Raw genomic sequence first — 13,742 nt, forward strand, 5'->3', positions numbered from 1 at the left:
TTTTAGATTTATTTATCATTCTATTCTAGTCATTATCTACTACCCTGACATTTTCTGCCTGAGACCCTTTTGGACCCTGTACGATATTGAATTCTACAGTCTGCCCTTCCGACAAAGATTTCGAAGCGCCGACAATCGCTGAATGATGACAAAAAATGGTATTTTCACTTCCTTCCAAGGTAATAAAGCCATATCCTTTCTCTGTGTTATACCATTTTACAGTTCCTTTTTGCATAATTTTTTAGTTTTTATTAAAAAATAAATATAATCATTCTAAAGCAGATATTAAAAATTTCAAATACATAATCAATATTTTACAGCATTAAAACCAATCATAATAATAAAATTCTAACATTAGTGATAAAATGTAATATATTTTTCTATATTTACAGCGTACAAGAAAACAAACCAATAAAAGTATTACAAAATGAAAAATTTACGTAACAACAAACTTTCAAGAGAACAATTAAAAGGTATTGCAGGGAGTGGTATCATCATCGGTAACTGCTCACATCAGTGTTGTCCTACTGATGGAAGACCTCAGTGCCCGGGATTAATTTGCCCCGCTGTAGTATGTCCGCAGTATAAATAATAATAAATTCAGGTCCTGACAACGGATAATAGTTAAATCCGGAGAATTATCTCCGGATTTTTTTTGTTTTATTTATCAAATTAAAAAAATATATCTACAAATGGAGAATTTTGAACAATAAAAAAAGGATTTTGGATAATAAGAAAAATTCTTCTGCAACATACATTTGTATCATAATACAATAAATAGTAAAAAACCAAATTATGTTGCGAAAAATTATTTCAATAGGTCTGTTTACCATATTATTTACCATAACAGCTCAGTTAAAAGCACAAATGGGTTCTGCCAACTCAATTGCCGAAGCAATGACTTCTAAAATGGATTATTTAAATCTTACTGAAAGCCAAACCAATAAAGCTTTATATTTTAATAAAGTAGCAGCTGAATCTCTGGATACACTCGATGAAAAAGTGGGAGACAATTCCAATATCCTGAATAACAAAGCTATTTCCAGTGAATTAATAGGGATCATGGTACAGCGTGACAAATCATTAAAGACAATCCTGACACCTGAACAAATGACTAAGTTTGAAAACAACAGGATAAAAGAACTGGCAGGCTACAGAACTTTAGTGATGATCTCTTTACTGGATCTTACTGATGAGCAGATTCCAAAAGCTTATACGATCAATCTTAAAGCAGCGGAAGGTATGCAGAATGTGCTGGATAAAAGGAATAAAAGCAAGAAAAAAACAAATGATCAGGAAGCACGTCGCATCATTACTGATGGATTTAAAAGTGCCAATAAAGATTTTGAAGCTATCCTGAGCCCATCACAGTTAAAAACATATAAAGAGAATGAGCAGCTACTCGTAGATGCAGTAAAGCACAATAAAAAAGTATAAGGAAGCCCTTACTTAAACTTCTCCAATTTATTTATTCATAGATCCGTTTTTAAACCACCTCTGTTACTGAGGTGGTTTTTAAGTATTACATTTTTATACCCGTTATTTCAGGTAAGTATCATAAAGGTCTTTTCTCCTGTCATTCATGACCTGTACTGATCCATTATGATGAAGATCTTTGAGTAAGTTTAAGTCTACATCCACAATTAAGGTCATTTCCGTATTTGGGGTAGCTTCCCCTTTCACGGCATTAGACGGAAAAGCAAAATCTGAAGGAGTAAATACAGCAGCCTGTCCAAACTGGATGTCCATATTATTAACCCCCGGAAGATTTCCTACACATCCTGCAATGGCTACATAACATTCATTTTCAATAGCTCTTGCTGCAGCACAATGGCGCACTCTGATATAGGCATTCTGAGTATCTGTAAGATAAGGGACAAATAATATCTTCATGCCCTGATCTGCTAAAATTCTCGGTAATTCCGGAAATTCTACATCATAGCAAATTACCAGGCCTATTTTGCCACAGTCGGTATCAAAAACTTTAATTTCATTCCCTCCTTTCATTCCGTAATATTTTCTTTCATTCGGGGTAATATGGATTTTTCTGTATTCATCTATGCGGCCGTCTCTGTGCAGCAGATAGCTGACATTATACAAATCATTATTATCATGATCAAAAACAGGCATACTTCCGGAGATAATATTTACATTGTAGCTAATCGCCAGTTCGGAAATTTTGTTTTTAATATCCTCACTTAATTTGGCAAGTTCTATCATACTGTCTCTTTCTGAAAGTTTATTGAAGGGTGCCAGCAAAGGGGTATTGAAAAGTTCAGGGAATAATACGAAGTCTGATTTGTAGTCTCCCATTACATTGACAAAAAACTCTACCTGCTCATAAAAGGCTTCAATATTCTTAAAATGCCTCATCTGCCATTGTACCAGTCCTAAACGGATAATGCTGTCCTGCATGGTATTCGGTTTTTTACTGTAATAGATATTATTCCATTGCAGCAAAACAGCATTTTCCAGTGACGACTCGTCTTCAGGAAGGTATTTTTTCAGAATCTTTATGGGCAGAAAGTTATTGGAAAGCTGGAAGGACAATACAGGATCATAAATTTCCTTGTCTCTCACCCTGCGTATATATTCTCTGGGAGAAAGCTCATGACTGTATTTATGATAGTTCGGAATCCTTCCACCCAGAATAATTGATTTCAGATTAAGAAGCTCGCATAATTCTTTTCTGGCATCATAAAGTCTTCTTCCCAGGCGCAGCTCACGAAACTCCGGATCTACAAAAACCTCGATTCCATATAATACATTTCCTGTTGACAAATGGGTATTAAATGTATAATTCCCTGTAATATCCACATAGGTGTGGTCATCCCCGAACTCATCATAGTTCACAATAATGGAAAGCGCTACGGCAGCCAGTTTTCCATCTACTGTAATACAGATCTGACCTTTGGGAAATATCCTTGTAAGTTTTTCAATGCTTTTTTTAGACCAGATTGATTCCGACATCTGGGGATAGGCACGCTTCATTGTTACAACCAGTTCATCATAATCCTGAACACTCAGGGGTCTTGTTTCTATTTGCATTTGATGTAATTTTACCTAAATTTAGGGAAAAATAATTAAGAAAATATAATAGAAGTGGGTACTTACATAAAATACACTGATGAAAATAATATTGAAATACCGAAAGAACAGCTTCATAAGCTTTCAGAATTTAACTGTTTAACTTATGATTCTACCACTAATGAGCTTAAAAAAATAGAACGGTTTTTAAAAAACTACAGAACACAGCAAATTGAACAATTAGGAGGTGAAGTTTATCTTTCTCCTGAGGAAGAATCATCAGAAATCATTAATAATCATATAGATATTGGATCATTTGGCAAGCCCTGGACATTCTATTATAATAAAGAAAAGAACAATCAGGGAGATACACAATGGGAGTACATATTTTATCGTAATCGAAGTCTGTTGGGCAAGGGTATTTTAGTATTTGATAATAGAAATAGAAAATTAGCCGGCTGTGCAATAGATCTGATAACAGGATTTAAAACTGAAAAATTTAAAAACTTCTATGGTGATCCTTCTGTATTTGATTATGAATTCCAGAATGAAACAATACCTAATATTGAATTTAAATATAAACAGGATGATTCTATCGAAGAAGTTTATTTCCGGGATGATGATTATTCGTTAAGAGACTTCCTTAATAATGATGAAATAATTACAAAATTTCCCTGGAAAGAAAACCAATATTATCACTCTTTTGATCCTATGCTTTACTAAAAATAAAATCCTGCCCAAAAGGGCAGGATTTATATTGTCAATTCAATTCAAGATTATTCCCACTCAATAGTTGCAGGTGGTTTACTTGAAATATCATAAGCTACTCTGTTGATTCCTCTTACTTCGTTGATAATTCTGCTTGAAACAGTATCTAAGAATTCATAAGGAAGTCTGCTCCATGTTGCAGTCATGAAGTCAATGGTATTAGCAGAACGAACTACTGCTGTATATTCGTAAGTTCTTTCGTCTCCCATTACTCCTACAGATTTTACAGGAAGAAGAACTACAAATGCCTGAGATACTTTTTCGTAAAGGTCATTTTTATATAATTCTTCAATGAAAATATCGTCAGCTTCCTGAAGTATTCTTACTTTCTCAGCATCTACAGCTCCTAATACTCTGATTCCTAATCCTGGTCCAGGGAAAGGGTGTCTGTATACCATGTGGTGAGGAATTCCCAATTCTTCTCCTACCCTTCTTACTTCGTCCTTGAAAAGCTCTCTTAATGGCTCTAATAATTCGAATTCCATATCTTCAGGAAGACCTCCCACATTGTGGTGAGATTTAATGACTGCAGATGGTCCGTTTACAGACTGGCTTTCGATAACATCAGGATAAATGGTCCCCTGAGCAAGGAATTTAGCACCTTCAATTTTGTGAGATTCTTCATCAAAAACGTGAATAAACTCGTTTCCGATAATCTTTCTCTTCGCTTCCGGATCATCTACTCCCGCCAATTTTGAAAGGAATCTTTCCTGAGCATCTACCATTTTAATGTTCATATGGAAATGTTCTCCATATTGATCCATTACTTTTCTCCCCTCATCTTTTCTCAATAATCCTGTATCTACAAAGATACAAGTCAACTGGTCACCAATTGCTTTATGAATCAACACTGCTGCTACCGAAGAGTCTACACCTCCTGAAAGACCAAGGATTACTTTGTGGTCACCTACTTTCTCACGGATTTCTTCAACTGTTTTTTCGATATAGTTAGTCAGCTTCCAGTTCTTCTCTGCATTACAAATTGCAAAAACAAAGTTTTCCAGCATTTTCCCTCCTTCTTCGGTATGCGAAACTTCCGGGTGGAACTGAACACAGTAGATTTTGCTTTGTTCATTGGAAATAGAAGCAATTACTCCTGATTTTGCATTTAATTCAAAACCTGCAGGAAGCTCCCCCACTTCATCAAAGTGGCTCATCCAAACCACAGAGTTTTGAGTAACCCCTTTTAATAAAGAGCTCTCTTTAACGATTTCCAGGTTTGCTTTACCGTATTCTCCTTTTTCTCCTTTATTTACTTTACCTCCTAAAAGGTGAGCTGTCATCTGCATTCCGTAGCAAATTCCCAATACAGGAACTCCCTGCTCATATAATGCTTTCTCAACCAGGTGAGCATTTTCTGCATTTACAGAGCTTGGCCCCCCGGAAAGGATGATTCCTTTAGGTTGTTTTGCTAAAATATCTTGTAAAGGTGTATTGTAAGGTAAGATTTCAGAGTATACCCCCATCTCACGGATTCTTCTTCCGATAAGCTGGTTGTACTGGGATCCGAAATCTAAAATAATAATACCGTTGTTCATTTTTGATGATTGATTTTTTAAAGATATCAGATGTAAGACATCAGATTTTTAGGTCTGAAGTCTGAGATCCGGCATCTTATTTAATATTAACTGTTTTACAAAAAAAGACTTGGAATGTCTCCAAATCTTTTTCCGTGATTTTTATTAGAACTTTCCGATGTCTTCTCTGTAGAAGCCGTAATCGAAATGTACATGGCTTGCATCTTCGTAAACTTTCTTGCGGGCATCTTCGAAAGTAGCTCCTGTCGCTACAATGTTCAGAACTCTACCGCCATTGGAAACCACTTTGTCTCCTTTTCTCATAGCCCCTGCGTATAATAATTTACTGTGGGTTACTTTATCTTCTCCTGTAATCTCGAAACCTGTTTCGATATTTCTTGGATATCCTCCCGAACACATAACAAGACATATTGCTTTTTCGTCTTTAAACTTAAGCTCAATATCTTTTCCGTCCATACAATCCTGAATTACATCCAGAAGATTGTTTTCCATAAGAGCCATCAATACCTGAGTTTCAGGATCTCCGAACCTCATGTTGTATTCAAGAAGATAAGTTCCTTTTTTAGTGATCATTAATCCGAAGAAAATGATTCCTTTAAAGCTGAAACCTTCTGCTTTAAGACCTTTAACGGTAGGCTCTAAAATATTCTGTTCGAAGTCTGCATAATGCTCCTGAGTAAATTCAGGGCTTGGTGCTACTGAACCCATACCTCCTGTATTAGGTCCTGTATCTCCTTTTCCAGCCTTCTTATAGTCTTTTGCTGCGATACAAGGGAATAATTTTTCTCCGTTAGAGAATGCAATAATTGAAGCTTCAAAACCTTGTAAATATTCTTCAATAACTAAACGGATACCGGCATCACCATAGATTCTTCTGATCATGAAATCATGAATGGTAGCTTCTGCCTCTTCAAGTGTATCACAGATTACCACTCCTTTTCCGCCTGCTAAACCGCTTGCTTTGATTACTAAAGGATATTCCTGTGTCTGTACATATTCTTTAGCTTCGTTATATGAATCAAATACTACAGCTTTTGCTGTTTTGATATCATAGGTCTGCATAAACTTCTTAGAGAAAGCTTTACTTCCTTCCAAGCTTGCCACTTTTTGAGTAGGACCAAAAACTTTAAGATCGTGCTGCTTAAATTCATCCTTTAAACCGGCTACCAATGGAGCCTCAGGACCTACAATCGTTAAGTCAACTTTTTCTTTAATAGCGAAATCTCTAAGTTCTTTGATTTCTGATAAATGAACATTTTTTCCTATTACATCGGTAGTAGCATTCCCGTTGGCAAAAAACATTTTAGAAATTCTAGGGTCATTCTGAAGTTTTGCCGCCAGAGCAGATTCTCTACCGCCTTCACCTATGATTAATATTCTCATACTTTATTTATTATCTAGTCTAATTTACAAATATATAATTTTGAATGCTATAAATACAATCCCTAATTATTTTTTAATTCTATTTTAATTAGTGGAAAAAGTGTCTCACACCTGTAAACATCATTGGGATGCCGTGTTCATTGGCAGCTTCTACACTGTCCTGATCTTTTACACTTCCTCCTGGCTGAATGATAGCTTTGATACCTTCCTGAGCGCAGAAATCCACTACGTCACGGAAAGGGAAAAATGCATCAGAAGCTAATACAAGATCTCCTGAGAATTTTTCTTTTGCTCTTTCAATAGCCTGTTGTGTTGCCCAGATTCTGTTAACCTGTCCTCCACCGATTCCGAAAGCCTGAACTCCGTTGGAAACAACAATTGCATTTGACTTCACGTATTTTACCACTCTCTGTGAGAAAAGTAAAGCTTTTTTCTGTTCTTCAGTAGGCTGTACCTCAGTAACTACCTTGATATCATCAGAGAAGTAAGTATCGTTATCCTGAACCAAGATACCACCGTCTACTTTTACCCAAGTCTGCTTATCAGAAACAGGGTTTACAATTTTGATGATTCTTAAGTTTTTCTTTTTTCTTAAAACTTCCAGCGCTTCTTCGTCAAAATCCGGAGCCATCACAATCTCAAGGAATGTTTTGTTCAGCTCTTCAGCTGTTGCAGCATTTATTGTGTAGTTCATTGCAACAATTCCGCCAAAGATAGAGACAGGATCACATTCGAAAGTTTTTTGGTAAGTTTCCAAAGCTGAAGTTCCGATAGCCACACCACAAGGTGTAGAATGTTTCACGGCACAACAAGCCATTTCTTCTTTGAATTCAGTAACTACTTTCCAGCAAAGGTCCATATCACGTAGGTTATTGAAAGAAAGCTCTTTACCTCCAAGCTGTTCGAAGTCTTTCATTGCCCCGTTTTCAAAAGTAGAAACATAGTAAGCTGCTGTCTGATGAGGATTTTCACCGTATCTTAAGTCAGAAACCTTTTTATAAGATGCATTTAAGTAGGTAGGATATTCCTCATCTAAAAGCATTCTTGAAATAGCAGCATCATAAGCGGAAGTAAGGTTGAATACTTTTCCTGCCAGCTTTTTACGGGTTTCGATGTAAGTATCTCCGTTTTGTTCCATTTCCAGTTTTACTGCTGTATAGTCTTCCACATCAGTAATTACAGTAACGGAGTCAAAGTTTTTTGCTGCAGAACGAAGCATTGAAGGGCCTCCGATATCGATGAATTCTACCTTTTCATGTAAAGAAATGTCTTTATTTACATTTTCAAAGAAAGGGTAAAGGTTTACGATAACCATGTCTATCAAACCAATTCCGTGTTCCTGAACGGTTTTCATGTGCTCCTCGTTGGTACGAACAGCCAGTAATCCTCCGTGAACTTTAGGGTGTAACGTCTTCACCCTACCGTCCAACATTTCAGGGAAATTGGTAACCTCATCAATCTGAATGGGATTTAAACCAGCGTCTTTCAAATGTTTGAACGTTCCTCCTGTAGAAATCAACTCATAATTCTGAGCTTCCAAAAACTGCGCGAATTCAATTAATCCACTTTTGTCAGAAACACTGATTAAAACTCTCTTTTTACTCATTTTACTTTCAATTTTTTACTTTTTACAGCTATTTCAAACTGTGTCCGGGTCTTTCACCTCCGAACTTACTTTTATTTTACTTAGATTTTCTTATCAATGTATCAATCTAGTAATGTAACAATACCTTTAGTATTGGTAAACTGCTACACTAGTACATTGGTATATTTATTAATTTCCCAGGACCTTATTGATCGCTATCGGAAATATTTCATATTCAATCTGGTGAACTTTTCCTGCCAATGTTTCAGGAGTATCTTCCGGTATTACTTCAAAAGACTTCTGAAGAATAGCTTCTCCTTCATCAATTCCCGGAGTCACAAAATGTACCGTAGCACCACTTTCTTTTTCTCCGGCTTCTATCACGGCATGATGCACGTTCATCCCCCACATTCCTTTTCCTCCGAATTTGGGAAGTAATGCAGGATGAATATTGATTATTTTACCTGTCCAATTCTCACAGAATTCAGATTTTAAAATGGATAAGAATCCTGCCAATACAATTAAATCTGTATTTTCAGGGATTATCTTAGCCAGCTCACTGCTGAAATTTTTTCCTCTTGGAATGAGTACAGTATCTATATGATGGTTTTTTGCTCTTTCCAATCCGTAGCATTCTCTGTCAGCTACTACCAAAGCTACTTTTGCATTTTGGATTTCTCCAGCTTCAATAGTATCTATGATTCTCTGCAGATTGGTTCCTGAACCGGATACAAGTACAACGATGTTCTTCATATTTTTTTTGGCAGCCTTGTCAAGGTTTAGAACCTTGACAAGGCTTTCTTTAATTAGCCCCGATTGCAGCGGCATCCTTTTTTGAAATGGCTTTGTAAAAAAGCATTGGCGAAAAAGATATAGCGAAAAGCGGGATTAAGCTTCTAAAATTTTAAATCGATTTTTTCTGCTCCTTCAGTGATTTCTCCGATTTCGTAAGCATCATCCAAAAGGTGCAATACTTTTTCAGCATGCTCAGTATCAACTACGATGATCATCCCTACTCCCATATTGAAAGTTCCGTACATTTCTTCACGTGCAATTCCACCTCTTTTCTCCAATTCAAGCATAACACTTGGAATTTTAACTTTGGAAGCGTCAATAGAAGCACATAATCCTTCCGGAATAATTCTAGGAACGTTTTCGTAAAGTCCTCCACCCGTAATGTGAGCAATTCCTCCTACTTTCACTTCTTCCAATACTTTATGAATATCTTTGAAGTATAATCTTGTTGGAACTAAAAGTGTTTCATATAAAGGTTTTCCTTCAAACTCTTCTTCAAAGTTCGGGAATACTTTTCTTACTAAAGAGAATCCGTTTGAGTGGAATCCTGAGCTTGGTAATGCAATAATCTTGTTACCTGCTTTAATTTTAGAACCGTCAATAATCTGGTCTTTTTCTACAATTCCTACACAGAATCCAGCAACATCATAATCTCCCGGCTGGTACATTCCCGGCATTTCAGCAGTTTCTCCACCAATCAATGCACAGTTGTTGTCCTTACAAGCTTCTACCATTCCCAGCACGATTTCTGCTGCGATTTCTGAATCCAGCTTTCCACAAGCTAAATAATCCAGGAAGAATAGTGGTTTTGCACCATGACAAAGGATATCATTAGCACACATTGCAAAACAGTCGATACCAATGGAACCATATTTTTTGGTATCCAAAGCTACTTTCAGTTTTGTTCCTACTCCATCTGTTCCTGAAACAAGGACTGGGTTTTTATATCCTCCGATTTCATAGAAAGCACCAAAGCTTCCCAACTGATTCAGTACATTAGAATTATGGGTTTCACCGACCGCTTTTTTGATCTTGTCAACCGTTTTGTACCCTTCTTCTTTGTCTACTCCTGCTGATTTGTAAGTGTTGCTCATGTTTAATAATTTAATAATGTAACAATATATCAGTTTAGCAATATAACAATAGCTTCACTTTGGAAACCGGAGAATTGGTAAATTGGTACATGAGTATATTGGTACATTTTATTTTAATAATTACTTTTTATATTCAATTTAGAAAACAAAAAAGCCGACAATCTTTTCAGATTATCGGCCGTTATTTTATCTCAGAATTTCAGAGCCCACAGTTTTCCCTTTCTCAGAAAAACATTGTTTATAGGAGGTCTGAATTTTCATCTCTTTTCTTTTTGCAAAAATAGTAATTTTAAATGAATATTCAAATTCTATTTTTCAAGGATCGATTCAATGGCTGCAATCTTCTTAATTTTTTCTTTTAATTCACTGTCTTTCTCTTCGTTAGAAATCTTCTGACCTGCTTTATCAAAATTATCATTAAAGAAAGGAAGCGAGAATGTTTCTACTACATTTCCACCATGGAAAGGGAAACGCTTTGATGCTGCTTCCAAAACTCCGGCTCCTCCTCTACCTCCAGGGGATGTAGACATCAATAACATTGGCACTTCATTCCATACGGTTCTGTCCTTGATTCTCGATACCCAATCGAACACATTTTTAAATGCTGTAGAATAGGTTCCGTTATGTTCTCCTAAAGAAACCAGTAATAAGTTTGCTCCATCAATTTTGGCTGCAAAATCATGGGCTTGCTGAGGAACACCTCCTGCTAATTCTCTCTCATGCTTATAGATGGGCATTTCGAAAGGATTCAAATCCACTACCTCTACTTCTGCATTTTCAAATAATGTTGATGCATAAGCCACCAACTGCTTGTTCATTGAAGCCTCAGAATTACTTCCTGCTATTGCTAAAATTTTCATATGTAGTATTTATTTTTTTTGTATACAATCACCATCTGCAAGAATTTTGTTGATGATCATTCTATATTGTTTTTAATTTTTAAGGATACAAATTTAGTTTTTTATTTAAGATAAGCAGGCAATTCCATGGGCACTTCCATTAATAGTACTTCTGTGTCTTCCTCTGCTTCAATATTAAAGCTTTGGGTATCCCAGATTCCCAACCCGTCTCTTTCATTGAGGATACGGTCGCCCACTTTAGCACTTCCTTTTAAAACAAAAGCATAGACTCCGTTTCCTTTTTTGTTGAGCATATAGTTTTTACCGTTTCCTTTTTTAAAATTAGCCAGATTAAACCATGCATCCTGATGGATCCAAACTCCGTCATCATTTTTATTTGGTGACAAAATCTGTTGAAAACCATTGATCTTTTCTCCTTCTTTTATGCTTTTCTGATCATATCTCGGTTCAACATCCAATTCTTTAGGAAAAACCCAGATCTGTAAAAATTTCACCGCTTCATCTTTATTTTTATTGTATTCACTGTGCATTACACCGGTTCCGGCACTCATCACCTGGATTTCTCCTTTTTTGATCACTGCTGTAGTTCCCATTGAATCTTTATGTTCCAGATCTCCTTCTAAAGGAATGGATATAATTTCCATATCTCTGTGAGGGTGTGTTCCGAATCCCATTCCCTGAGAAACGGTATCATCATTCAATACTCTCAAAACACCGAAGTTTGTTCTTTCTCTGTTTTGATAGTTTGCAAAACTGAATGTATGGTATGAATTTAACCAACCATGATCGGCATGGCCTCTTGAATCTGCTTTATGATATACTGTTTTCATTTCTGTGATTATTTATGGTACAAATGTACGGGATGTACAATAGGAAATTGTTGATGTAGGTTAAGAAAGGAAATTGTTGAGAGAAAAGGAGGAAGCTAAGATTTCCAATAGGCTTATGAAGTTCCTGTATGATATATTGTTTACACGCAAGGACGCTAGTTTTTTTTTCTGCCTAATGCTTTAGGGCGCAAGGATTTTATCTGTGATAAAATTTTACAGGTGTTTTTTATGGATGATCGGGTGATTGATAAGTGATTGATAAGCTAATGGATGAAGAGATTATTAAATAATCCGTATTTAGATTCTTTCAGGGCGCCCTAAAAAATGCAGGGTATAGGCTGGGGCTGAAGCCTTTGGAAATATTGGAAAATATAAGAGTGGGCTAAAGCCCACTCCTATTGAATATTAATTTTGTTGTTTTATATTATAGATGCTATACCTGCGGTTTCATTTTTCCATCTCCCAAGCCTAGCTCCTAGCTAAAAATGTACCTGTTGAATTTCTTTTTCAATTTTTTTGGGTGTTTCGTTATCTGACTGAATAAAAATCATAGTAACCACAGCTCCAATCAGCATACAAACACCTCCTACCACGACATAATCCATTGCCTGTTTACCAAAAACATTGCTTACAATAGGCCCACCAAACAAACCATTAATGATCTGTGGGATTACAATAAAAAAATTGAATATTCCCATATAAACTCCCATTTTCTTTTGTGGAATTACCTCAATCAACATTGCATAGGGCATTGCCAGAATACTTGCCCAGGCAAAACCCAACCCTATCATGGAAACCCAAAGATGGTTTACATCTTTAATGAAATACATAGAGATCAGTCCCATACCCCCGCAAAGTAAAGCTAATGCGTGAGTCTGTTTTTTACCAATCCATTTGGCAATAGGTGTTAGTAAAAAGGCAAATGGAACTGCCCAAAGGTTATACATTCCGAATAATTTACCGGTTAAATCTCCGGCATTATTAAATTCTTTAGAATGGGTATCTTCCGGGGAAAGCCCAAAATGGTGAGTTGCCAGCGCACTTGTGGTAAATACCCACATGGTAAATAATGCAAACCAGGAGAAAAACTGAACAATCCCCAGTTTTTTCATCTGGGTCGGGATCGTTGCAAAATCTTTAAAGATATCTGAAAACCTGGAATGTTCTTTTTCTTTTTCATCTTCCTCGAATTCGGCAAACTCCTTAGGAGAGTATTCCCGGGTACTTATAATGGTATATAGGATAGCTGCCAAGAGCAACGCTGCCCCCACATAAAAAGAATAAATCACATTATCTGCCACAAAGCCTTCTGGAGCGACATTGGAAACGCCTAGTTTTGTTAACCAATCCGGCAGGTATGAGCCAAGGACCGCTCCAATACCAATTAAAATCGTCTGTATGGAAAACCCTAATGTTCCCTGATGCTTCGGAAGCATATCTCCCACTAGTGCCCGGAAGGGTTCCATGGCAATATTAACGGAAGCATCCATCATAGCGAGAAAAATAACAGCTAATAAAAGTGCATTGGCGGCAAACATCTGAGTTACGGAAGCAGCATTAGGAAGTAATACCAATCCTATTGCGCACAAAACGGCTCCAATCAGGAAATAAGGCTTTCTTCTTCCTAAAGGACTCCAGGTATTATCTCCCATATGCCCGATAATGGGCTGAACAATCAGTCCGGTAATGGGGGCTACGAGCCAGAACCATGACAATTCATGAACATCAGCTCCTAAATTGGCAAGGATACGGCTTGCATTTCCATTCTGCAGTCCGAAAGCCATCTGGATTCCCAGGAATCCCATACTCATGTTGATAATCCGGCTAATTGACAGCTCCGGTTTTATTTTTTTAGCCATTAT

At 36.6% G+C, this 13,742-nt stretch carries 13 protein-coding genes; 3 read left to right on the forward strand and 10 right to left on the reverse strand.

The features are described 5' to 3' along the window. Positions 1-25: 25 nt before the first annotated feature. On the reverse strand, positions 26-235 hold the full coding sequence (locus B8967_RS09900) for a cold-shock protein (protein WP_084085984.1): 210 nt from the start codon (positions 233-235) through the stop codon (positions 26-28). Between the two features lie 192 nt (positions 236-427). Between B8967_RS09900 and B8967_RS22460 the strand changes: the two genes are divergently transcribed. Both B8967_RS22460 and B8967_RS09905 read left to right on the forward strand, forming a co-directional pair. After that, the gene (locus B8967_RS22460; RefSeq protein ID WP_167449345.1) at positions 428-592 is read left to right on the forward strand and encodes a hypothetical protein; all 165 of its coding nucleotides are present in this window, start codon (positions 428-430) and stop codon (positions 590-592) included. 203 nt (positions 593-795) lie between these two features. Next, positions 796-1,437 (forward strand): hypothetical protein, encoded by a 642-nt coding sequence (locus B8967_RS09905; protein ID WP_084085985.1) that lies wholly within the window; start codon positions 796-798, stop codon positions 1,435-1,437. A gap of 102 nt (positions 1,438-1,539) precedes the next feature. Here B8967_RS09905 and B8967_RS09910 read toward each other — a convergent pair whose 3' ends face one another. Next, positions 1,540-3,048 (reverse strand): carbon-nitrogen hydrolase family protein, encoded by a 1,509-nt coding sequence (locus B8967_RS09910; RefSeq protein ID WP_084085986.1) that lies wholly within the window; start codon positions 3,046-3,048, stop codon positions 1,540-1,542. Positions 3,049-3,102: 54 nt separating this feature from the next. Here B8967_RS09910 and B8967_RS09915 point away from each other — a divergent pair, with 54 nt between their 5' ends. Further along, positions 3,103-3,750 carry a hypothetical protein gene (locus tag B8967_RS09915; protein ID WP_084085987.1) on the forward strand — a complete coding sequence of 216 codons (648 nt, stop codon included), beginning with the start codon at positions 3,103-3,105 and terminating at the stop codon, positions 3,748-3,750. Positions 3,751-3,803: 53 nt separating this feature from the next. Here the strand turns inward: B8967_RS09915 and guaA are convergent, their stop codons facing one another. The 8 genes from guaA to B8967_RS09955 all read right to left on the reverse strand — a co-directional run bounded on the left by guaA (position 3,804) and on the right by B8967_RS09955 (position 13,739). Next, complete coding sequence (gene guaA / locus B8967_RS09920) at positions 3,804-5,363, reverse strand: glutamine-hydrolyzing GMP synthase (RefSeq protein ID WP_373866352.1); 1,560 nt, start codon at positions 5,361-5,363, stop codon at positions 3,804-3,806. A gap of 114 nt (positions 5,364-5,477) precedes the next feature. Further along, positions 5,478-6,716, reverse strand: coding sequence for a phosphoribosylamine--glycine ligase (gene purD / locus B8967_RS09925; protein WP_047485326.1), 1,239 nt, complete (start codon positions 6,714-6,716; stop codon positions 5,478-5,480). An 88-nt stretch (positions 6,717-6,804) separates the two neighbouring features. Continuing rightward, positions 6,805-8,322 (reverse strand): bifunctional phosphoribosylaminoimidazolecarboxamide formyltransferase/IMP cyclohydrolase, encoded by a 1,518-nt coding sequence (gene purH / locus B8967_RS09930; RefSeq protein WP_047485328.1) that lies wholly within the window; start codon positions 8,320-8,322, stop codon positions 6,805-6,807. A 168-nt stretch (positions 8,323-8,490) separates the two neighbouring features. Next, a complete protein-coding gene (gene purN, locus B8967_RS09935; RefSeq protein WP_084086298.1) occupies positions 8,491-9,054 on the reverse strand; it encodes a phosphoribosylglycinamide formyltransferase in 564 nt (187 codons plus the stop codon). Between the two features lie 143 nt (positions 9,055-9,197). Beyond that, positions 9,198-10,190, reverse strand: coding sequence for a phosphoribosylformylglycinamidine cyclo-ligase (purM, locus tag B8967_RS09940; RefSeq protein ID WP_047485331.1), 993 nt, complete (start codon positions 10,188-10,190; stop codon positions 9,198-9,200). A gap of 308 nt (positions 10,191-10,498) precedes the next feature. Beyond that, a complete protein-coding gene (locus B8967_RS09945) occupies positions 10,499-11,050 on the reverse strand; it encodes an NADPH-dependent FMN reductase (protein ID WP_047485332.1) in 552 nt (183 codons plus the stop codon). 101 nt (positions 11,051-11,151) lie between these two features. Further along, positions 11,152-11,880: a pirin family protein gene (locus tag B8967_RS09950; protein WP_047485334.1), complete on the reverse strand. Its 729-nt coding sequence runs from the start codon at positions 11,878-11,880 to the stop codon at positions 11,152-11,154. 479 nt (positions 11,881-12,359) lie between these two features. Then, a complete protein-coding gene (locus B8967_RS09955) occupies positions 12,360-13,739 on the reverse strand; it encodes an MFS transporter (protein WP_084085988.1) in 1,380 nt (459 codons plus the stop codon). Positions 13,740-13,742: the final 3 nt, after the last annotated feature.

The sequence above is a fragment of the Chryseobacterium sp. YR221 genome (genome assembly GCF_900176315.1).
Lineage (GTDB): Bacteria > Bacteroidota > Bacteroidia > Flavobacteriales > Weeksellaceae > Chryseobacterium > Chryseobacterium rhizosphaerae.

Excerpts from the sequence above, each read along its gene's own strand:
- B8967_RS09950 (WP_047485334.1), bottom strand. The coding sequence starts at position 11,880 with ATGAAAACAGTATATCATAAAGCAGATTCAAGAGGCCATGCCGATCAT.
- B8967_RS22460 (WP_167449345.1), top strand. The coding sequence starts at position 428 with ATGAAAAATTTACGTAACAACAAACTTTCAAGAGAACAATTAAAAGGT.
- B8967_RS09945 (WP_047485332.1), bottom strand. The coding sequence starts at position 11,050 with ATGAAAATTTTAGCAATAGCAGGAAGTAATTCTGAGGCTTCAATGAAC.
- B8967_RS09955 (WP_084085988.1), bottom strand. The coding sequence starts at position 13,739 with ATGGCTAAAAAAATAAAACCGGAGCTGTCAATTAGCCGGATTATCAAC.
- purN (WP_084086298.1), bottom strand. The coding sequence starts at position 9,054 with ATGAAGAACATCGTTGTACTTGTATCCGGTTCAGGAACCAATCTGCAG.
- B8967_RS09905 (WP_084085985.1), top strand. The coding sequence starts at position 796 with ATGTTGCGAAAAATTATTTCAATAGGTCTGTTTACCATATTATTTACC.
- purH (WP_047485328.1), bottom strand. The coding sequence starts at position 8,322 with ATGAGTAAAAAGAGAGTTTTAATCAGTGTTTCTGACAAAAGTGGATTA.
- B8967_RS09910 (WP_084085986.1), bottom strand. The coding sequence starts at position 3,048 with ATGCAAATAGAAACAAGACCCCTGAGTGTTCAGGATTATGATGAACTG.
- B8967_RS09900 (WP_084085984.1), bottom strand. The coding sequence starts at position 235 with ATGCAAAAAGGAACTGTAAAATGGTATAACACAGAGAAAGGATATGGC.
- purD (WP_047485326.1), bottom strand. The coding sequence starts at position 6,716 with ATGAGAATATTAATCATAGGTGAAGGCGGTAGAGAATCTGCTCTGGCG.
- purM (WP_047485331.1), bottom strand. The coding sequence starts at position 10,190 with ATGAGCAACACTTACAAATCAGCAGGAGTAGACAAAGAAGAAGGGTAC.